This is a genomic window from Dehalococcoidia bacterium (genome assembly GCA_035574915.1).
In the GTDB taxonomy this organism is placed as follows: Bacteria; Chloroflexota; Dehalococcoidia; order DSTF01; family WHTK01; genus DATLYJ01.
In genome coordinates this window covers 24,948-45,668 of sequence record DATLYJ010000148.1, presented here as the reverse complement: position 1 = coordinate 45,668, position 20,721 = coordinate 24,948, and the positions used below count along the sequence as shown (strand labels likewise).

Sequence of the window (20,721 nt, the reverse complement as noted above, 5' to 3'; positions counted from 1 at the left end):
CTGCCCTGGCTCCGCACCTGGAGCACGGACCTCGGCGAGGAGCCCGGGCCCAGCGAGACCGACAGGACGCTCGCCCTGGGTGGGGCGCTAATGGTCCGCTGAACCGGGCCCTGGAAGCGAGTTTTCTTTGAAGTTCAGCGCCTGGCCGGGCTCGGCTGCCCCGTGGGCCGACCTTCTGGACGAGGCCGAGCACGTCGCCGCTAGCGGCTGGGACGGCCTCTGGATTGCCGACCACTTCATGCCCAACAGGCCGGAGAACACGGGTCCCACCCAGGAGGTGTGGACGGTGCTCGCCGGCCTCGCGGCGCGTGTGCCGCGTATCCGGCTGGGGAGCCTTGTGACCGGTAACACCTACAGAAACCCCTGCGTGCTGGCCAAGCAGGCGGCGCAAGTCGACATAATCAGCGGCGGCCGTTGTGTCCTGGGCATCGGCGCCGGCTGGCAACAGAACGAGCACGAGGCCTACGGCATCCCCTACTACACGCCGGGCGGCCGCCTGCGGCGCCTGGAGGAGGCGGTGCAGATCATCCGCAGCCTCTTCGACAACGAGCACACGGACTTCGACGGCCGGTACTACAAGGTAAGGAACGCCCCCCTTTCGCCGAAGCCGGTGCAGGCGCACTTGCCGATCCTGGTCGGCGGAGGGGGCGAAAAGGTAACCATGCGCATCGCGGCTCAGTACGCCGACGAGTGGAACACCTGGGGCACACCGGAGACCCTGGCGCGCAAGATCAAGGTCCTGGAGGAGCACTGCGAGCGTTCGGGCCGCGACCCGAAGTCGATCCGGCGCTCAGCCCAGGCGGTCATCACGATCAGCAACGACCCTGCCGTCATCGAGCGGGCGCGCGCGGGCGGAGGCTTCGCGTCGATCGCCGGGAGCCTGGAGGAGGTGCGTGACCAGATCGGGCGCTACGCGGAGGCAGGGCTGGACGAGTTCATCGTCCCGGACTTCAACCTGGGCCGGGAGGTCGGGAGGCGGAAGGAAGGGCTGGACCGCTTCATCGAGGACGTGGCGCCGGCGTTCAGGTGAGAGATCAGGGCATCCCTGAGTCGCGATAGCGGCCGCATACGGCGCTGGTCTCGCGTTCCTCCCGCGGCTTCAGGACGTGGTGTGCAGGTGGTGTCTCCGGAGTCAGTCTCCGGCTCGAACCCGGGCCTGGTACTCGCGGTCGCCTCGCTTCCCCTGGTAGACCCGCATGTCGATGGCGCGCCAGACCTGCGGGGTGATACGGAAGAGCAGGCGGGGCTCCGTGCGCATGTTGTCGAAGAACGACTGGACGCGCGGCGAGTCCGGGTCGCCGCGGCCAACATACTTGACGGCTAGGCGTTTGGAGATGGGCCAGATGTCGAAATCCGGCAGCTCGCGAGGCTCGGCGACGCCATCAGCCTCGACGTGGCCGTGGACGCCATCGGGCACGGCGCCCTGGATGCAGAGGGAGATCCGCCCGTCGCGCTTGAGCTGTTTGCACCAGACGCGCGAGTAAGTGCCCGTGAGCCAGAAGACGCCCTCTTGCTCATCCCACAGCCACCAGACTGGCACCGTGTAGGGCCGGCCATCACGCCGCAGGGTGGCGATGACGCCCACGAGAGGTTGCTTCAGGAACTCCTTCACGTCCTCGGGCTTCATTCTCGGCATGGCAGCTCCTCCCGAGCGGGATTGTACGACGCTGCTCCGTGGCGTCAGCGCAGGGGCCGGGCCCCGAGGCGAAGGCGCGCGCTCTCGAAGGCGAAGCTCGCGCGAACAAGGAGGGCGACCGCCATCGTGAGGAGCTTTGCCGAAACCGGGGCCTGCGGATAGGAGAACAGCAGGCGAAGGTCCTCCCGCCGCACGGGCCAGCGCGATGGAGGGCGGGCCAGCCAGGGCGTCCCGGCCTCACGGAGGCGCCGCAGGCCCCTGCTACCGCCGGCGAAGCGTCGCGTGCGGCGGATGAGTGCGCGCAGACTGCCGCGAGCGGGCGTGCGCACGAGGGTGTCGTCTGCATAGCGCACGGGGTAGCCGCGCCAGTGGGCGCGACGGCTCCACTCCATGTCGCCGCCGGAAAGCAGAGTGGCGTCGAAGGGACCGACATCCTCGATCAGCGAACGAGGGCAGAGGACGTTGGCGGTGAAGCAGGAGTGGTTGTTTTCGACCGCGAAGCGCTGGCGGTAGCCATACAGGATGTCGTACAACTCCACGGGGGTCGGCTTGCCGGGAGTCTTCGGGAAGGCCTCGATGCGCCCGGCCACGATGCCAGGCGCTCCCGCCACCAGCGCCGCGATGCCACGCTCGAGCCAGTCCGGTGCGGGAAGGCAGTCGGCGTCGGTAAAGGCGAGCACCTCTCCCCTGGCAACCTCGATGCCCCGATTCCGCGCGGCGTAGGAACCGGGCGCGGGCTCAATTTCCAGCCGGGCGAAGTCATGCGCGGCGACGACATCCGAGGGCGGGGAGCCGGAGCCGTTGTCCACGATCACGACCTCGAAGCGACCGGCGGGGTATGTCTGGGCCGCGAGCGCCGTGAGGCATGCGCGCAGACCCTCGGGATCGTCGAGCACGGGGATGATCACGGAGACGAAAGGCACCTTCAGACAGTCCCTCACTGCGGCAGGCACTTCGACGCGGGGAAATACGCTGTCCGTCCTGCCAGTGTCCACGCTCACACTACACTGAGGCCTGATGCGGATCGATGGCGAAACGGCCGCAAAGCTCGCGCCCTGGTTTCCAGGACTGAACCTGGGACGGGTGCGCCTGGTGACCAGGGGCCCCGTTTGCTGGTTCGTGCGGAAGGTCTTGCGCCAAGGGGCGATGACATTCGCGCCGTTCGTGTTCTTCGGGAGCCATGCTTTCAACCCGCTGGATGAGGGCTCGCTGGCGCTGCTGGCGCACGAGCTCAAGCACGTCGAGCAGTACGGGCGCTACGGGTACGTTGGCTTCCTGGCCCGCTACTTCTGGGCGCTGGCACGAAACCAGTTCCGCTACAGCGCCGAGCTTCCTCTCGAGGCCGAGGCATACGCGTTGCAGGCGCGCGTGCGGTCAGGGCTGGGGGGCGCTCACCTGTGAGGGCAAATCGGGCAGCGGCCAGTCCAGCCACTCGCAGAGGGCGCGCCCCATGATCCACTCCTTTTCCTCGGCCGTGAGCCAGGGCAGCTCTTCCGTAAACAGTGTGACCGCCTCCCGCCAGCTACAGGGGAGCCGCGTCCAGTCCGTCCCCCAGAACATCCGCTGCGGGCCGAAGGCTTCGTAGACCTCACGGATGTAGCGGTGCAGGCCCGGGAAGGGGTAGGGCTCGCTACTGAAGACGGGGAGGGCGGAGGCCTTGACCGCTACGTTGGGCAGCCGCGCCAGGCGCAGGACCTCCGGCAGGCGGGCAAAGGCGGCATCGTCCTTGCCGGAGCCGATGGCAAGGTGGTCGATGACCAGGCGAAGGCCGGGGTGGCGCTCCGCGATGCCATCGATCGCCGGCACGGAGCCGGGGACGAAGACCATGACGGGCAAGGCGGCCTGCTCGGCTGCAGCCCAGAACCAGTCTGCGGTCCCGTCTGAGAGCCACTGCCGCTGCTCGGGCAAGTGGAATGTGAGGCGCACGCCGAGCATTCCGGGTTGAGAACGCCAGCCGGCGACGAGCCCGCGGCTCGTCGGGTCGTCGATGGCGAGCCGGCCCATGACGGCGAACCGGTCGGGATGGAGCCTTGCCGCCTCGAGCGCGAGGTCGTTGCGGTCGCCTTCCCACGACGGTGGCACGAGGACCGCCCGGTCCACGCCTGCCTGGTCCATGGCGGCAAGGATCATGTCCTTCGTCACCGGGTACGGCTTCTGGGCCAGGTGCTCGCGCCCCGGCGGCCAGGGACGCTCAGGCGTGTTAGCGCCCCATATGTGCACCTGCGCGTCGGCGATCAGCATCGAGGCCGCCTATACGAAAAGCGGGCTCATGCCGCGCTCAGCGACAAGGCGCTGCATCCGGGCATCGTCCGGACGTTCCCGGAAGCGCGAGGCGGCGTCCAGGACCCTGGGCAGAAGGGTGACGTCGCCGGCCGTGTTCAGGAACACGCCGCGGCGCCCGAGCACCCAGTGCACCGCGAGGTCGATGTCGCCTTGTTCGCGCAGAGGCTCGTACCAGGTGCTGGCCGTGCGCTCGCGTTCTCCCCAGGGACCGAGCGTGATTCCCTTGATGGTCTGGATGGCCACGCCGCGTTCTACGCCAAGCGCGAACAGGTCCTCGAAATCCCGGGCGTAGTCCGGGTTCTGCATCATCGTGAAGTTGTAGGGCAGGAGGACGGAGTCGAACGGGAAGTGCTCGAGGCTGCGGCGATGGATGGAGGGCGCGATGACGCCGTGGCCCGTGACGCCGATGAAGCGCGCCCAGCCGCGTTCGCGGGCCTCCCGCGCTGCATCGAGCGCGCCGCCCGGAGACATCGCGACCTCCCACTGCGCCGGGTCGGTGAGGTTATGGAGCTGGATGAGGTCGACATAATCGACCTCCAGGCGCTGAAGAGACCTCTGTATCTGATCGAGCGCGGCCTGGTAGGTGCGTTCGCCGGTCTTGGTGGCAAGGAAGAAGCGGTCGCGATGTCGTCGTAGCCAGGGCGCCAACCGCAATTCGGCGTCGCCGTAGCTGGCAGCGACGTCGATGTGGTTGACGCCGTAATCGAGAAGGACGGGGAGAGTTTCGTCTGCCGTGCGCTGGTCGACGCGAGAGAGAGCGGCGGCCCCGAAAATCGCGCGCGTGCTGAGATGCCCTGTTCGTCCGAACTCGACCGTCTCGATCATGTCCGCCTCCTGCGTTCGGGCGGCGCCAGCATAGCACCAATTGCCAGTGGGGGACCCGCGCGGAATGCTGGATAATCCAGCGAGGCGGCGCGATTGCGGCCGCCTCGCTATGGTTACGAGCGCCTCGACCTCGGCTGCACCTTTCGATTCGCTCCTGGAGGCCATCGCCCGGGCCAGGCGGAGTGACCCGCTTGCGCCAGTGACGGTTATCGTCCCGTCAAGGCTGGCGGCGCTTCAGCTACGCCGGCGGCTGGCGGCGCACGGCCCCTATGCAGGCGTGCGTTTCGAGGTGGTCTCCCGCGTTGCGGAGCTGATTGCCGCGGCCGACCTGGCGCGCGCCGGCATCAGGCCGCTGGCGCGGCCGATCGGCGATTACGCGGCTGCCCTGGTGGCCCGCGAGTCCAAGGGAGCGCTGTCCGCGGTGGCGGAGTTGCCGGGATACGCGCGGGCTTTGCGGCACACCTTCCTCCGCCTGAGGCGCGCCGGTTTCAAGACGGCTGCGGACATCCCCTATGTATCCGAAGGCGGCCGGCTGGACGAAGTGGCGCGCCTCTACGGTCGCTTCCGCGAGATGACGGCCGCTTTCTACGACGCCGAGGACTTGCTGGAGGCCGCTGCGGCCCGTCTGCGCGCCGCGCCCGAGCGGGTCCTGCCAGAGCTGGGCCGGGTGTACGTCCTGCCTCCGGCACGCAGGTCCGCCGCCGAGGCTGACTTCCTCGACGCAGTGCGCGGCGTCGCCCCGGCGTACGAGGAGGTCGCCGAACCTGCCGGCAGGGCAGAGCAGCGCTTCATACTGGCCCCCGACGCAACAACGGAGGCCTCGCTGGTCGCGCGCGAAGTGCTGAAAGCACTGGAAGGCGGCGCGCGCCTGGACCAGGTCGCCGTGTTTTACGGCGGAGACAGGGCCTATCGCGCGTTGCTGCAGCAGACTTTTGAGGCTGCCGGCATCCCGACGGCGAGCATGCCGGGGATGCCGCTGGACGAGACAGCTGCGGGCCGGGCCGTCCTCGCACTGGCGCGGCTGCCGATTGCGGACTATCGGCGCGAAGCAGTCTTCGAGTTCCTGAGCCTGGCGCCCCTCAGGGGCTCTCTCCCGTCCGCTGGCGGCCAGGCAGCGCCGCGCGTCAGCCAGTGGCGGCGAATCGCCAGGGAGGCGGGGGCCGGGCGCGGCCTCGAGCACTGGCAGGAGTCGCTGCTTCTCTTCCGGCGCGAGTGTGAGGACGCGCTGGCCCCGGAAGCCGACGTAAGCGAAGGACGACGGCGCCTGGCAGAGGCGGACATCGAGGGCGCGCTGAACCTGGGCGAGGTGGTGGCGGCGTTGGGCGCTCGACTGGAGCCGCTGCGCCGCCGCCAGCCGGCGCGCGACTTCATACCGGCATTCCTGGCGGTCCTCCAAGACTACCTGGCGCCCGATGCAGAAGGCTTCGCGGAGTTGCAGGAGGAGGTCCGCCAGCTCGGCACCATCGACGCCCTGGGCGGCGAGTTCGACCTGGCGTCGTTCTCCCAGGCACTGGAGGCGAACCTCGCGGCGGCGAGCATTCGTCGAGGCCGCTTCGGGCAGGGTGTCCTCATCACGGACTATCGGCTGGCCGCCGGGCTGAGCTTTTCCTTCGTGTTCATATGTGGCGCATTCGAAGGCGCCTTCCCCGCGGCCGCCGAAACGGAACCGCTGGTCCAGGACGAGACCTGGGCGCGCTTGAGGCAGACGCACCCCTTCGCCGATGACCTCTCGCGCCGGCTGGCACTGGCGCGCGAGGCAGCGGCGCGACTTCGGTCCGCCGCCTCCGGCGGTACGTTGACGTGGAGTTGTCCCCTGCAGGCCGCTGATGGCACCCGCGATTACTATCCCTCGTCGCCGATGGTCGAGGCGGCGCGAGAGCGGGATGCAGGGATCGTTTCCGCGGGGGGACTGCGGCGCGCCGGGCCAAGGGACTGGCTGGTGCGGCCAGCCTCACCTCTCGCCGCGGCGATGGTCGGCCCGCCGGTGAACCGCTGGGAGGTGCGCCTGCGCGAGGCGGTGATTGCCCGCCGCGCTGGCGCGTTGCCACCCGCGGGCGAGCTGGAGCGGCCAGTAATGCTGCTGCGGTCGCGGCGCGGCAGCAGCTTCACGGAGTTCGACGGCAACCTTGCTGGCCTCAGCGGCCTGGTCGGGCCCGCGCTGAGCGTGACGCTCTCTCCCACCATTCTCGAGTATTACGGAGCCTGCGGCTTCCGGTACTTCCTTGCCTCCGTGCTCCGCCTGAAGGGCGTGGAGGAGCCAGAAGAGGGCGAGACCATGGGCGCGGCCGAGCGCGGGCTCTTGGTGCACCGGGCGCTCGAGCGCTTCTTCCGGCGTGAGCAGGAGCGCGGCCGGCCGCGGCCTTACGAAAGGTGGACGCGGTCCGACCTGGATGCTCTGCTCGCGGTCTTCGACGAGGAGTACGAGCGCCTGCGGGGCCTGGGCCGCGCCGGCCTCGATGTCTATGCCGACTTCGAGCGCGGCTCGCTGCGCGCGGACCTCGCCGCCTTCCTGGAACACGACAACGAGTTCCGCGCCGAGACGGGAGCGGTCCCGGCCGCCTTCGAGCAGCGCCTGCAGCCGACCCGCGCCGGCGAGGCGTTACTTTCGGGCATCGTCGACCGCCTGGACATGACACCGGACGGCCGGCGCGCTTGGGTCATCGACTACAAGACGGGGTCGGCGTCCGAGTTCGAGAAGCTGTCGGACGCAGACCCGTTCGCCGGAGGCACCAAGCTGCAGTTGCCGGTCTACGCCTTGGCGGCGGGGTCGGCGGAGGAGGTGCGGGCCCTGTACTGGTTCGTGAGCAGACGCGGCGAATTCAAGCGGGTGCACTACCTGGACTCGGAGGCGAACCGGCAGCGGTTCGAGCGCACCCTGGGGGCAATCCTGGACGGGGTGCGCGCGGGCGCCTTCCCCGCGGTGCCCGGCGACGAGGAGGACTTCCGCGTCGGCGCGTCCCAGCGCGCGGGCTTCAGCAATTGCCGCTTCTGCGACTTCGACCGCATCTGCTCGCGCCGGCGAGTGTACGAGTTTCAGGCGAAGGCTGGGGATGCGGCGCTGGACCCCTGGCGGCGCGTAGCGCGAGTTGCTCGCGATGAGGCTGGGCCGTGAGCGGCGACCGGGACTTCCACCTCCGGCAGGACGAGGAGACGCGCCAGCGCATCGTGCAACAGCTGGACGAGACTCTCTTCGTCGAGGCCGGGGCCGGCACGGGCAAGACGCGAGTACTAGTCGAACGCTACGTGGCGCTGGTCCTGGCCGGGCGGCGGGTCGAAGAGCTTGTTGCCATCACCTTTACGGAGAAAGCAGCGGCCGAGATGCGGGACCGCGTGCGCGCCGAGCTCGAACGTCGTCTGCGTGCCGGTGAGGGCAACGCGGAACTGCTCGTAGCGGCCCTCGAAGGCCTGGACCGGGCCCAGATATCGACGATCCACGCCTTTGCGCTCCAGGTCCTGCGCACCTTCGCGGCGGAACAGGGCATCGACCCCAGCTTCGGCGTCCAGGACGAACTGGCCGCGGAGCGTCGCTTCCAGGAGCGGTGGCGTTCGTTTCTCGAGGAGGCTGGCTCCGAGCCCGACTGCCGCGCGGCCTTTGGCCGCGCCCTGGCGCTGGGCCTCACGACCCGGGACATCGAGCGGCTGGCGACGGAGCTGTGGCGTCAGGGGGCGATCGCCGAGATGCTCGAGGTCTCGCCGCCGGCCGCGCCTCCGGACCCCGGCATTGACCTGCGGGCGATGCGTGAGAGGCTGGCAGGCCTGGGTTTCGAACGCGTGCCGGCCGAAGACCGGCTGCGCAGCGCCATCGAGCGCGCGCTGGCGGCGCTTGACGACCTGATCGGCGCGCCCGCGGAGGAGTTCGACGCCTTGCTCGCTGACGTGGCGCCCATGCTCAGGGGCAACGGCAGCGCCGGCACGAGCCGGAACTGGGCGGCGGCCGTCCCTGTCGAGCTGGCGCGGCAGGCGCTGCGTTCGGTCTCGGAAGAGCTGGACGCGGCGCTCGCAGCCCGCCGGGGCGAGGCGCTCGCGCGGCTGCTGCCGGTCTTGCTGCGCTTTGTCGCCGGCGAATCGCGCGCGCGGCTGCAGGACGGCCAGCTGATGTTCGACGACCTCATCCTGCGCCTGCGCGATGTCCTGCGTGATAACGAGGACGCCCGCCTGCGCCTGCGCCGTCGCTACCGCGCCCTCCTCATCGATGAGTTCCAGGACACCGACCCGCTGCAAGTGGAGATCGCGCTGTTGTTCGCGCGTGACCCGGTGAGCGGGCGCGTCGAGCCGGGCCGCCTGTTCCTCGTGGGCGACCCCAAGCAGTCGATCTACCGTTTCCGGCGCGCCGACATGGCCGTTTACGCGGCCACACGCCGCGAGGTGGAAGAGGGAGGCGGCGGGCTGCCGCAGCTGGCGCTGAACAGGCGGTCGCGCAAGGCCGTGCTCGGGTTCGTGAACCAGGTCTTCGAGCGCCTGATCGGCAGCGGGGACAGCCCGGGCGTGCAGCCGCCATACCGCGGCGTCGAGTGGCTACGCGAAGACGATCTGGCGGGCCCTGGCGTGGGCTGGAGCGGCGGACCGGTGGAGATGAACGCCCGCGACGCGCGCCGGCACGAGGCGGGGCAGGTGGCCGCCTGGTGCCGGGCCGCCCTCGAGCAGGGCTGGCAGGTCTGGGACCGGGTCGATGGGCGGGCACGGCCCGCGGCATACCGCGACATCGCCATCCTCATCCCATCGCGGGCCATATTGCAGCCGCTGGAGCGAGCGCTGTCGTCCGCGGGGATCCCATACCGGGTGGAGGGCGGGAGCCTGGTCTACGCCACGCAGGAGGTGCGTGACCTCATCAACTGCCTGACGGCGATCGACGACCCGACGGACGAGGTGGCGGTGGTCGCGGCGCTGCGCAGCCCGGCCTACGCCTGCTCGGACGTCGAGTTGGCGCGACACCGCCTCGGAGGCGGCAGCTTCAATTACCTCTCGCCGGCGCTGGAAGCGTCGCAAGGGCGAGTCGTGGAGGCGCTCCTGGACCTGCGCCAGTTCCACCAATCGCGCGCCGCCGGCCGGCTCGCGGCCATGGTCGAGCGCTTCGTCGCCAGCCGCCGGCTGGTGGAGGCCGGCATGTTCGATGCCGGGAATCGGGACGCTTACCGGCGCGCGCGCTTCGTGATCGAGCAGGCCCGAGCCTTCGAGGCCGACGGCCCCCAGACTCTCGGCGCCCTGGTCGACTGGCTCGAGCGCCGCGCCGGGAGGGCGATCCTGGACCACGAGGGCGCAGGCCTGGACGACGATGAGGACGCGGTGCGCGTCCTGACCATCCATGCCGCGAAGGGCCTGGAGTTCCCGATCGTTTTCATCGCCGGCCTGGGCGTGGGCCCGGGGTACCGGTACGAGGCGCTCGGCCTGGACCGTAGCACCGGGCAGGTGTCTGTGACCATCGGGTCGCGGACGCGTGGCGCTCGCTTCGACCTCGGCCCGGTGGAGGCCATCGAGGCGCAGGAGAAGGCGCATGAGGAGGCGGAGCGCGCCCGGCTCCTCTACGTCGCGGCGACCCGGGCCCGAGACCACCTGGTCCTGTTTCTGTACCACCCCCAGCGCGCGACCGCACCGCTGGCGCAGCGCCTGATCGAGGCGGGCGCGCGGGAGGCGGCCGGCGAGATGCCAGCACTCCAGGAGGTAGCGGACGCCGGCGCGGAGCCCTTCGGCGGCCTCGTGGTCGACGAGCCGCCGGTCGCCGACGTGCAGTTCGAGACCGTACGGGCGGCGTTCGTCGCGTCTGTCCAGGAGAAGACGGCCGCGGTGACGAGCGCCACGGCCCTTGGCCGCATGGAGGCGATGGCCGGCGAAGAGGGCGCCGAGGGGGAGCGCGAGGACGAGGGCGAGCCCTGGGCCCGCGGCCGCGCCGGCACCCGCCTGGGCCGCGCCGTGCACGCCGCCCTCCAGGTCATACCATGGGATGCGGACGGCGAGACGATCCGCGCGCTGGCCCGCGCCCAGGCGGTGGCTGAGGCGGTACCGGAGGAGAGCGGTCGCATCGAGTCGCTCTTGCGGGCCGCCCTCGCGACCCACGCCGCGGCCCGCGCCCGCGCCGCCCGCCGCGCCTCGCGCGAGGTGCCTTTCGCGCTCCTGCGCGACGGCGTGACCATCGAGGGGTTCGTGGACCTCGTGCTGGAGACGGACGAGGGGCTGGAGCTGATCGACTGGAAGACGGATGACGTGCCGGAAGCGGCGGTGCCGGCGCGCCTGAAAGAGTACCAGCTCCAGGCTGGGCTCTACGTGCTCGGCCTCGAGGCGGCGACCGGCCGCCCGGTGCGCCGCGTGACCTACGCCTTCGTGGCGCCGGGGGTCGAAGCATCGCCGGGCGAGCCGGGGGAGTTGGCGCGCATGGCGCGGGAGCGTCTGTCCCCGCGGGTAAGGGCGGCCTCGGCGGAGGGCCAGCCCGCGGCCGCAGGCCAGCAGCTGCGGCTTGAGATATAGTGTTAGGTGACGCATCCCCCGGGCGGGGGTAGCTCAGTGGTAGAGCTCCTGCCTTCCAAGCAGGCTGTCGCGGGTTCGAGTCCCGTCCCCCGCTCCAGATTCAAACTGCAACGCCTAACGATTGTCGGCAAGCGCTTCCTGATAACATTTTGGAAGTCTGATTCAGCGACCCAGGCTAGGAGTTAGTTGGTCTAGCGCTTCCGGTGCAGGTAGCCGCGAACGCTGGCCGACTTCATCGGTTCATGCAAGGTGCCCTGTTGTTGTCTGCGGATTCCCGCATCGATTCGGCATGGTCGGGACCTGTTGCGCCCCTCACTTCGGGCGCTCGCTCCCCATTGGTTTAGTCCGCTCGATAGGCTGCCTCTTTCCTTCGACCGTCTTCTCGGTGCCGAGTAGCCGTCTGAGAGTCAGTGTTCGCGCGTTGCCCTGCGTCCAGGTCGATTACGTGTGCTGCGCCTCGCGCGTGCTCGGCTTCACTGCCGGACGCAACTCCTCCAGATGATTCCGCAAGTAATCCAGGAGGCGGCGACGCTTTTCGCTGCCGCGCGATGGGCTTTGTTTGCGCGCGGCATCTGAGCCGAGCAGTTGAGGCATTTCCCGGTCCACGCGTTGGTAGACCCGGCGCCACGTCATCTTAATGGTGTCCACCGATACACCAAGGCTCGCGCTAAGTTCTTCGTCCGATTGGCCTAGCAGCGCTCGTTCCAGAACCTTCCGCTCGGCAGTCGAGAAGTAGATTCGCGTCGGCCGCGGGTGAAACAGAAAGGATAGTGGCGTAACGGCGGCCGGGACAATGTCCTCCTTACCCAGCCGGAGGAGGTAGGGGTGATCCTTAGGATCGGGAGGTTCATCAGCCCGGAGGGCGAAGTAGTCGGCGAAATCATCCAGCGGGCGAAAGCCGGCGTTCTCTAGATAATCTGCCTTGTCGCGCCCGTAGACCTCCTGAAGAATGCTGTTCATTCTGTAGCCGTGGTGAAAAAAGAAGAAGGCAGCGTTCGCTGCCATAAGGACCTCCTGCGTCCTTGGGTCATCAAGGTCCGGATGCCGCAGCATGAAGTGAAGCGCGATGAATTCTAGACCGCGTCCGGAGTTGGCAGCTCGAACCTCTTGGGGAGTGAGTAACGGTGAGCGCCCACCAAGGATTTTCTCATAGACTTCCGCTGCAAGATACGGTCGCGGGTTCTTGAGGTAGCCGTGGACAAATGTCTCCTGGGCGAAGGACGTGATAGCCGCCGCCTCGATTGTTCGTGGCTCGTATTCGTCTTCAAACGTCACAAATAGAGCTCTGTCTTCCAACAATAGCGTCCGCCAGATGTCGATGAGCCGATGCCGAACATGCGGGCTTGCCCGAAAGCCCGGCTCGAGAATCTCTTCGTAGGCGTTGAGGTCTTCAGCTCTCGCGAGTCGGTAGCGCACGTCTTCTGACCTTAAGGTCTACTGTGAGGGCCAGGTCCATCGCCAGGAACGCCGCGAAATTAACCCAATTAGGGGACTGGCGGCAAGCATCAGCACTCTGCATTTTCAGACCGAAGCAATGTTGGGCTGATCCTGGCCCCGCCCCGATCTGGCAGAGCGAGCAGTGCCGCCACTCTGCCCTCGCCGGTCCCAGCCCAGCCGCCGAGACCATCGAGAATTTGGAGACAGGAGCATAGACGCGCTACTTATTTCAATCGGAGCCAACGACGTCGAGTTCTCGGGTATCGTTGCGGATTGCTTCTTCTGGGCGCCCGGCCCCTGGTATCTCCGCCAACCAGGCTCCGGCTCGTCCCGCTTGGCCAAACTGCTGCCTAGCTTGCCGGGCTACTACGACCAGCACGCGTCCGGACTGCAGAAGTCCCCTTGAAGGCGGAGCGGGTGTATCTAACCGAGTACAACGACCCCACACGGGACGCAGCCGGTCAAGCGTGTGACCAAACGATCCTTGCCGACCACCCTGCGGCAGCGTCACCGCACGCCGGAATCTCCGCCGATGAGGCGGCATGGGCCTCTACATTCATGCTGACATGCTGACCATGCTGACCAATCTGAATGCCGAAGTAGCGAGCGCCGCACAACGGCATGGCTGGGGCTTCACCGTTACGCTGAGTCCAAAGCCTGGCAGGGCGACAAGTATGGCACCTTGCACCCAAACGCGGGTCAGCTGGCCTACGCAAACCGGGTGTGTGATTCGCGCTGCGCATTAGTACGAGGAGTCCGACTGAGTGGAAATGCACGCTGCTAACTCGCTGCCGAACAGACTCCTCTTTGTTCTGGTCCTGGCGTCGGCAATTGCTGTCGTGGCGTTGGTGTCCATGCAGGCGCCCGAGACCAACGCCGTCATCATCGACGACTTCAACGACAACAGCATCGACTCCAGCCTCTGGACTGCGTCGACAAACGGCACAGGCGTCACCCTGGCGGAGACCAACCAGCGTCTGGAAGTATCGATTGAGGCGACAGCAGCCGGGTCCGTAACGTTCGGAATCCGTGGCCAAGTCGTTAGCAACTGTCTGCTCTCCGGGGACTTCGACATTCGAGTACAGTACAGTCTCTTGACCTGGCCGACGGCCACTCCAAGCGGGGTGCGCGTAAGTCTTGTCGTCGGCGGGCAGTTCGTACACCGGGGGAGCTTCTCTGGGTTCCCAATCTCAGGAGAGGCCTATGCGACCGAGCTGACTGGCGGCGTCCCCCTGTTCCCAACGGTAGCAACGTCGGACACTTCCGGTACCTTGCGCCTGGTGCGGTCCGGTTCCAATTTCACCGGATATTACTTCGACGGGTCCTCATTTCAGCAAATCGGCACGACAGTCTTCGGCCCCCCGATTGCCCTCCCCCCGGAGTTGTGGATCTGGAGCCAGGACGCGTTCTTCACCCACCAGGCGGTCCTGGCTGCTTTCGATAACTTCGAGGTCTTTAGTGGCACCTTCACCTGCCCTACAACCGCCACGCCGACCAGCACGGCAACCTCGACCCCTACAGACACCCCAACGCCTACGGCCACAGCGACCATCACCGAGACTCCCACGCCGACGAGTACGTCTACCAATACCCCTACACCAACAGTGACCAACACACCGACGAGTACGTCTACCATCGCCCCTACACCAACAGTGACCAACACACCGACGAACACGTCTACGCCGACAAACACGCCAACGTCCACGAACACGCCCACCGTCAGCAGTACTCCCACCAATACGAACACGCCAACCGTGACAATCACCCCAACGATGAGCCGCACGCCCACAGCCACTCAAACGCCACAGGCCACGAGCACGCCGTCGCCGACGGGCACCGCGGCGCCGCAAGAGCCTGTCCAGAACACTCCTACGCCCACTTCGACTCCGACCCGCACGCCGACCGCGTCGCCAGCGGCCACCAGCACACCATCGGCTCAGCCGGCAGCGGGAGTTGAAGCCGCGGGCGTCACTCCGCCCCAGACCGGTGACGCCGGTCTCAGCGACGGGAACACGGCGAGCTCGCGTCTGGCGGTCCTGATCGTCGTCGCTGCCGGGCTCGGCTCCTTGATCGCGCTTCGGCGCCGAAGCGCCTAGGGAGCCCTAACCACGGCCTGCGCTAAGCTGACTCTCCGAACCTGCTTGCGTCGCGTGTGGCGCAACTCGGCTTAGCTACGAATCGAATCTGGAAGGCCGCCCGGAACCCTTCCAAGCAGGCTGTCGCGGGTTCGAGTCCCGTCCCCCGCTCCAGATTCAAAATCCGGCCCTGAAACCCCGATCTTAGCCCCTGTCCGCGCAAGCGGGCTGTCTGCCTCTCTGGAAGCAGTTGAGGGAAGCTGTTGGGTACATACGCCTGGCCAATCGCTTCGGCATCAGCCGGATGTTCATCGGCACTCGTTGAGGCATACCGCCGCGATGCGGATGCTCGGCAACGGCACCGACCTCCACACCGGGCAACGGCTCCTACGGCACTCGGATGTGCGCATCACGCTGCGCCACCTGCACCTTGATCCCTCAGCAGCTCCAGGAGCGCATGCAGTTGTTCTCGCCGCCGAATGGGCTGGGCGACGAGAGGCGGCGCATGGCCGGAAAGAAATCGCGTGCGGCGGCCGGCAGGGCGCACAGTAATCAAGTCCCATCACCATGAAGGCACTATATTTAGTAGTGGCGCAGGCCGCCTACCCCAACATGTAGGGCTTTCAGTTGATCGCTCGCGCGTCAACTGATAAGCTGAGTTTAGCCTCTGGCTCTCCGCCAACTACGTTGCCGTAAGAAACGAAGCACGGGGCAACTTCGAACGGAGGCAGTGCGCCGCCATGCGGAGGTTCGCCCTATCTGCGACTTCCCAGCTTGTCCGTACTCCACCACGCTGAGCGGCCAAGCCCCTTCAACCTCTACAGGAGGCCCGTAATGGGATGGACAACCAAAATCCTCGACGAAGTACGTGCCCGAATTGCGCCGGCCGACGAGACACTGGAGGCTGCTCGTACGCGCCGCGGCGAGGTTCTAGGGGCACTGAAGGATTATCCAGGCCGGCTCCGGGACTACGCCTCGGGCTCTATCGGACATCGCACCGCGAATGATGATACGGACGCGGACTGTGGTGTCGTGCTAGACCGACGCACATACCCCGAATTGGGTCCGGACGGCAGCGAGGTAGGTCCCGAGGCCGTCATGAACGACGTCCGCAAGCTTGTTCGCGAGAAACTCAAGGACGCTCACCCCGGCATGGCGACCCGGCTCTCGAAGAGGGCGATCATCGTGAAGTTCAATGAGCCACTGTCAAATGATGACGACGCACCAGACCCGAGCGTCGACCTGATTGTCGCACTGACTCGCAGGGGCGCGGACGGCCTGTGGATTCCCAACCGCGACGCTGACAGCTGGGACGCCTCGCACCCGGAGAAACATACGGCCTTGCTCACGGACCCACCGGAAGACCTGCGCCGGTTACGAGCGCGCACGATCCGCATCGCTAAGGCACAGAACAAGCAGTACTCAACACCCGCCCTCTCCTCTTTCAACATCGAGGCGCTCGCCCTCGAGTGCATCACGAAAGCGGAGTCCCTCGGTGAGGCCGTCACGAGGTGGTTCGAATACGCCGCAACGGAACTCAAGAAGGCGAACACCAAGGACCCGGCGGGTGTCTCCCCACCCATCAGGCTATTGCTAGACCGCGACGTGGTCGTCCAGCGATTGGAGAGTGCAGCAAAGCACATGCGGGCGGCGCTCGATCGCGACGATGATGAAGACGCCGCCCGCGAGGAACTGGCCGTCGTCTTCTGGAAGTACATCCAGAAGCCTGCCGGAAAAGAGTCGAAGGCAGCGTTGGCTTCTGCTTTGCGCTCGGGAAACGGCGCCTTCAACAGGGCCGGGATTTTCGCGCCCGGAACCGCCTCAGTCCTCAAGACCCCGGCTTCTTTCGGTGATGACCAGGTTCGGTAAGACCCACACCGGCCCTTGGTACGCAGACGAGAAGAGCCGCATCGTCTTTGAGCGCCAGGTGCAGAAATACTTCCCAGAAGTCAGGCGGGGGACCGCGAAGGTGGATGGAGAAACTCTCCTTGCGTACCGGACTCGCGTCGAAGTGCCATTCTACGAGAGCCGCAAGGTAGAGATCTTGTTCTATCCACGGCATACACCCGGAACACCGATCGTCCTGACGGACGGGCCAATCGAGTCTCCACACCGGTATCCATCCTTCGAACGCCGAAGACTGTGTCTCTGGTATCCTCATGATCCTCCTGAGGCACGATGGATATGGGACGACGGCTTGCTTCATCTCCTCGGTCTCACTCGCCTTCACCTCTTCCGTGAAGCATGGTGGCGTGAGTCAGGTGAGTGGCTCGGACCCCAAGCGCCGCATAGCCTATCGGAGAAGCCGGAGCTACCGGCACATTGAACGAGACCGAGCTAGCACTCAGCCTCCTCGCAGGCGCCCTCGCCGGCGCTGGTACCTCCCTTCTCTCCCTGCTCTACAAGAGCGCGCAAGACCGACGCGACCGACAGCGAGAGCACTTCTCCAAGGCTCTCCAGGCAGTCTCCCAGTACGAGGAGTTCCCCTATGTCGTTCGACGCAGAAGAGCTCGCGATGCGGAAGGCGAGCGACTTCGCATCTCAACCGAACTCAGAGCTATCCAATCCGACCTTACCTACCACTGCGTGTGGCTCATGACCGAATCTCGCTACGTAGGGCAGGCCTACGAGGCCCTTGTCGATGCATCGAGGCGAATCGCCGGAAAGGAGATCAACCGCTCGTGGGGATTGCCGCCGATCGAGCAGGATTCGGACATGAACATCCCTGATATCGGCCCCCGTCTCGCGGATCTCCGCCAATTCAAGGAGGCGTACATGAGGGAAGTCGCGGACCATCTGTCCATTTGGCCGCGATGGCTTCGCCGTCTGGCACGCCGCTCGCGTTAACAGCCGCCCTGACTGTCCGTCAATTCTCCACTCCCATCCCAGGCGTAGCCTTCTAACCGCTGAGAGGAGACGGTCGAGACGGTCGGGTCGGGAGGCAAGAAGCCGCGAGGCTCTCCCCTTCCAGGAAGGTGGTGGGACGCATGGCGGACTCAATCGACCCGAGGGCGGACGATGGACCGGCAGAGGCCAAGAAGCGCTACTGGCGCGGGCAGCGGCGTCGAAGAGGCAGGCGGAGGGGTCTTCGGGCGGGGGACGCCGCGCTCCGTAGGCGGACCTGGCAGGTCGGACGGCGGGGGCGGACGAGCGTGGGCTAGCGTTCGAGGCTGAGGACGGCCATGAAGGCCTCCTGCGGGATCTCCACGTTGCCCACGCGCCGCATGCGCCGCTTGCCCTCTGCCTGCTTCTCCAGCAGCTTCCGCTTCCGGGTGACATCGCCGCCGTAGCATTTCGCGAGCACGTTCTTGCGCATGGCCCGGATGGTCTCGCGGGCGATGATGCGGCCGCCGATCGCGGCCTGGATGGGCACCTCGAAGAGCTGGCGCGGAATGAGCCGGCGCAGCTTCTCGACCAGCTCCCGGCCCTTAGCCTGGGCCTCCTCCGGATGGACGATGATGGAGAGGGCGTCGACGGGCTGGCCGTTAACCAGGATGTCCAGCTTCACGAGGCGAGCGGGCTCGTAGCCGGCGAAGGTGTAGTCGAGGCTGGCATAACCCTGGGTGGCAGACTTCAGGCGGTCGTAGTAGTCCGTCAGGATCTCGGACAGCGGCACGTGGTACTCCAGGAGCACGCGAGACTCACCGACGCCGCCCGCGCCAGCCGTCTCCATGTACTCCATGCGCCTGAAGGAGCCACGACGCGCCGAAGTGAGCTCCATGGCTGGCCCCACGAAGCGGTCCGGCAGAACGATCGAGATGTCGACCCAGGGCTCGCGGACCTCGGCGATCTCGTTCGGCGGCGGGAGGTCCGCGGGGTTGTCGATGGCGAGCTCGGTGCCGTCCGTCTTGGTGACCTGGTACTCGACGCTCGGGGCGGTGAAGATCAGCGTCAGCCCGTATTCTCTCTCGAGCCGCTCGCGGACGATCTCCATGTGGAACAGGCCGAGGAAGCCGCAGCGGAAGCCGAACCCGAGCGCGATGCTCGATTCGGGCTGGTAGGTGAGGGAAGCGTCGCTTAGCTGGAGCTTCTCGAGGGCGTCGCGGAGGACGGTGTAGTCGTTAGCGGCGGCGGGGTAGAGGCCGGCGAACACCATTGGCTTCGCCGGCCGGTAGCCGGGCAGCGGCGCGGCGGCCGGACGGTCGTCCGTCGTGAGGGTATCGCCGACGCGGCAGTCACGAATGCTCTTGAGGCCCGTCGCCACGTAGCCGACTTCGCCGCAGTCGAGGCCGTCGGCCTCACGCAGCTCCGGCGCGAAGATGCCGACCTCGATGGGCTCGAGTGGGCGGTCCGTCGCCATCAAGCGCAGCCTCTCGCCGCGGCGGATGGCGCCATCCACCACGCGGACGTAAGCGATCACGCCCTTGTAGGAGTCGTACTTGGAGTCGAAGATCAGGGCCCGGAGCGGCGCGTCAGGGTCTCCCCTTGGCGCCGGGATGCGCTCGACAATCGCCTTCAAGACGTCGTCCGTGCCAATGCCCTCTTTCGCGGACGTGTAGAGCATCTCATCCATGCTGAAGCCGACTATCCGGGCCAGCTCCTCGGCGACGCGGCGCGGCTCGGCGTTGGGCAGGTCGATCTTGTTGATGACGGGGATGATCGTGAGGTCGTTCTCGAGGGCGGTGTAGAGGTTCGCGAGCGTCTGCGCTTCGACCCCCTGTGCCGCATCGACGACGAGCAGGGCGCCCTCGCAGGCGACCAGCGCTCGTGAGACCTCGTAGGCGAAGTCGACGTGCCCGGGCGTGTCGATGAGGTTGAGTTCGTACTCCTCGCCGTCGGGCGCGCGATAGGTCATGCGGACGGCTTTGGCCTTGATCGTCACGCCTTTCTCGCGTTCGAGCTCCATCGAGTCGAGGAACTGGGCCGTCGCCTCGCGCGCGCCGATAGTCCCCGTGCGTTCCAGCAGCCGGTCTGCGAGTGTGGACTTGCCGTGGTCAATGTGGGCGATGATCGAGAAGTTGCGGATACGGTCGAGCTGCATTCGTTCCTATGTTACGGGCATTCGGGCCTTCAGACATGGGAGGCCAACAAATGAGGGCTACGGCGCGCCATGCTCACGTTCCAGCTGAAGGCGCACCAATGGCTGGCTTCGCGGATGGGTGAGATCAGGCCAGCGCGGCTTAGGCCCGGACGGCGATGATCTCCAGCCAGTTCCGCGGGAGGTAGTGCATCTTGAGGTCGCGGAAGGTCTGGCGCACCGTGACCTGCAGCGCCTGGGAGGCCTGCTCCGCGTCCTCGTCAGTCGCGTGGAGGGCGCCCATCGCGAAATTCTTGTAGCCGCAGATCGCACGCACGGCGGACTGGCTCAGGAGCACGCGCCGCTCGCGCATTTCAGCGATCTCAAAGCCCGCACATTCGACGAGCTGCCGGTAGCCTTCCGCGGGCAGGGACTCCATCGCCTGGGCGCGCTCGCCCTTGCTGCGGTTTGGCACGCGACGGTTCATCTCGGCCACTGCCCGGCGGATCCAGCGGCTGTAGAAGGGCTTGCTCTCCTCCGGGTAGGCGCCATCGTAGAACGTCGTGTTCACCGCCAGTACCGCCCCGGGTCTGAGGACCTGGTGCACGCCCTGGAGCGCCGCCCGCTTCGCGTCGTCGTCAAGCAGGTGGAGGGAATTGGCGAAGACCGCGACGTCGAATTGGTGGACAAACGGCAGGTGAGCAGCATCGGCGATGACGTAGTGGGCGCCGGTCTCGCCGACTTCCTGGCGCGCGATTTGCAGGGCTGGCCCATCGAGGTCAATCAGGGTCGACTGAAGCTGAATGCCTAGCTGGCGGGCGCGCTCGTGGGCGAGGCCAGTCATGAGGCCGGTGCCGGCCGCCACGTCCAGCATGGCGACCTGTTGGCAGCCCTTGAGGCGCCGCAGGGTCCGGTCAATGAGACGCTCGTTTACCCGGACGTAAGCCAGCTCTTTCGCGAAGGGGTCAAAGCTTTGAAGCTGGTCAGTCACGGGACGAGTTTCACCACCCAGGGCTCGGGGCCTTGGACGATATTATTGGGTACCCTTA

At 67.0% G+C, this 20,721-nt stretch carries 15 protein-coding genes and 1 tRNA gene; 7 read left to right on the top strand and 9 right to left on the bottom strand.

Annotated elements, in window-relative coordinates:
• Nucleotides 1-127: 127 nt before the first annotated feature.
• A complete protein-coding gene (locus VNN10_13590) occupies nt 128-1,030 on the top strand; it encodes a TIGR03560 family F420-dependent LLM class oxidoreductase (protein HXH23051.1) in 903 nt (300 codons plus the stop codon).
• Between the two features lie 102 nt (nt 1,031-1,132).
• Here VNN10_13590 and VNN10_13585 read toward each other — a convergent pair whose 3' ends face one another.
• On the bottom strand, nt 1,133-1,636 hold the full coding sequence (locus tag VNN10_13585; protein HXH23050.1) for a pyridoxamine 5'-phosphate oxidase family protein: 504 nt from the start codon (nt 1,634-1,636) through the stop codon (nt 1,133-1,135).
• A gap of 44 nt (nt 1,637-1,680) precedes the next feature.
• Nucleotides 1,681-2,631 carry a glycosyltransferase gene (locus tag VNN10_13580; protein HXH23049.1) on the bottom strand — a complete coding sequence of 317 codons (951 nt, stop codon included), beginning with the start codon at nt 2,629-2,631 and terminating at the stop codon, nt 1,681-1,683.
• Nucleotides 2,632-2,653: 22 nt separating this feature from the next.
• On the opposite strand from VNN10_13580, the gene VNN10_13575 reads away from it, so the two are divergent.
• Complete coding sequence (locus VNN10_13575) at nt 2,654-3,037, top strand: DUF4157 domain-containing protein (GenBank protein ID HXH23048.1); 384 nt, start codon at nt 2,654-2,656, stop codon at nt 3,035-3,037.
• Here the strand turns inward: VNN10_13575 and VNN10_13570 are convergent.
• A complete protein-coding gene (locus tag VNN10_13570; GenBank protein HXH23047.1) occupies nt 3,011-3,877 on the bottom strand; it encodes an amidohydrolase family protein in 867 nt (288 codons plus the stop codon). The two genes, VNN10_13575 and VNN10_13570, sit on opposite strands and share 27 nt — an antisense overlap.
• Nucleotides 3,878-3,886: 9 nt before the next feature.
• Complete coding sequence (locus VNN10_13565) at nt 3,887-4,744, bottom strand: aldo/keto reductase (protein HXH23046.1); 858 nt, start codon at nt 4,742-4,744, stop codon at nt 3,887-3,889.
• A 199-nt stretch (nt 4,745-4,943) separates the two neighbouring features.
• On the opposite strand from VNN10_13565, the gene VNN10_13560 reads away from it, so the two are divergent.
• The 3 genes from VNN10_13560 to VNN10_13550 all read left to right on the top strand — a co-directional run bounded on the left by VNN10_13560 (nt 4,944) and on the right by VNN10_13550 (nt 11,300).
• Entirely contained in the window at nt 4,944-7,856 is a 2,913-nt protein-coding gene (locus tag VNN10_13560; protein ID HXH23045.1) for a PD-(D/E)XK nuclease family protein, read from the top strand.
• Complete coding sequence (locus VNN10_13555; GenBank protein ID HXH23044.1) at nt 7,853-11,203, top strand: UvrD-helicase domain-containing protein; 3,351 nt, start codon at nt 7,853-7,855, stop codon at nt 11,201-11,203. The genes VNN10_13560 and VNN10_13555 overlap by 4 nt, the downstream gene beginning before the upstream one ends.
• A 22-nt stretch (nt 11,204-11,225) precedes the next feature.
• Nucleotides 11,226-11,300, top strand: a tRNA-Gly gene (locus VNN10_13550).
• Nucleotides 11,301-11,644: 344 nt separating this feature from the next.
• On the opposite strand, the gene VNN10_13545 is transcribed toward VNN10_13550, so the two are convergent.
• From VNN10_13545 to VNN10_13535, 3 genes are all read right to left on the bottom strand, one after another.
• A complete protein-coding gene (locus tag VNN10_13545; protein ID HXH23043.1) occupies nt 11,645-12,619 on the bottom strand; it encodes a hypothetical protein in 975 nt (324 codons plus the stop codon).
• 1,351 nt (nt 12,620-13,970) lie between these two features.
• Entirely contained in the window at nt 13,971-14,423 is a 453-nt protein-coding gene (locus VNN10_13540; protein ID HXH23042.1) for a hypothetical protein, read from the bottom strand.
• A 12-nt stretch (nt 14,424-14,435) separates the two neighbouring features.
• Nucleotides 14,436-14,561 (bottom strand): hypothetical protein, encoded by a 126-nt coding sequence (locus VNN10_13535; GenBank protein ID HXH23041.1) that lies wholly within the window; start codon nt 14,559-14,561, stop codon nt 14,436-14,438.
• 988 nt (nt 14,562-15,549) lie between these two features.
• On the opposite strand from VNN10_13535, the gene VNN10_13530 reads away from it, so the two are divergent.
• Nucleotides 15,550-16,584: a hypothetical protein gene (locus VNN10_13530; protein HXH23040.1), complete on the top strand. Its 1,035-nt coding sequence runs from the start codon at nt 15,550-15,552 to the stop codon at nt 16,582-16,584.
• A 453-nt stretch (nt 16,585-17,037) separates the two neighbouring features.
• Nucleotides 17,038-17,562, top strand: a complete 525-nt coding sequence (locus tag VNN10_13525) for a hypothetical protein (protein HXH23039.1) — start codon at nt 17,038-17,040, stop codon at nt 17,560-17,562.
• A 310-nt stretch (nt 17,563-17,872) separates the two neighbouring features.
• Here VNN10_13525 and lepA read toward each other — a convergent pair whose 3' ends face one another.
• Together lepA and VNN10_13515 are read right to left on the bottom strand one after the other, a co-directional pair.
• Nucleotides 17,873-19,696 (bottom strand): translation elongation factor 4, encoded by a 1,824-nt coding sequence (gene lepA / locus VNN10_13520; GenBank protein ID HXH23038.1) that lies wholly within the window; start codon nt 19,694-19,696, stop codon nt 17,873-17,875.
• Between the two features lie 139 nt (nt 19,697-19,835).
• A complete protein-coding gene (locus VNN10_13515; protein ID HXH23037.1) occupies nt 19,836-20,663 on the bottom strand; it encodes a methyltransferase domain-containing protein in 828 nt (275 codons plus the stop codon).
• Nucleotides 20,664-20,721 lie beyond the last annotated feature (58 nt).

Excerpts from the sequence above, each read along its gene's own strand:
- VNN10_13585 (HXH23050.1), bottom strand. The coding sequence starts at position 1,636 with ATGCCGAGAATGAAGCCCGAGGACGTGAAGGAGTTCCTGAAGCAACCT.
- VNN10_13575 (HXH23048.1), top strand. The coding sequence starts at position 2,654 with ATGCGGATCGATGGCGAAACGGCCGCAAAGCTCGCGCCCTGGTTTCCA.
- VNN10_13570 (HXH23047.1), bottom strand. The coding sequence starts at position 3,877 with ATGCTGATCGCCGACGCGCAGGTGCACATATGGGGCGCTAACACGCCT.
- VNN10_13565 (HXH23046.1), bottom strand. The coding sequence starts at position 4,744 with ATGATCGAGACGGTCGAGTTCGGACGAACAGGGCATCTCAGCACGCGC.
- VNN10_13530 (HXH23040.1), top strand. The coding sequence starts at position 15,550 with ATGGGATGGACAACCAAAATCCTCGACGAAGTACGTGCCCGAATTGCG.
- lepA (HXH23038.1), bottom strand. The coding sequence starts at position 19,696 with ATGCAGCTCGACCGTATCCGCAACTTCTCGATCATCGCCCACATTGAC.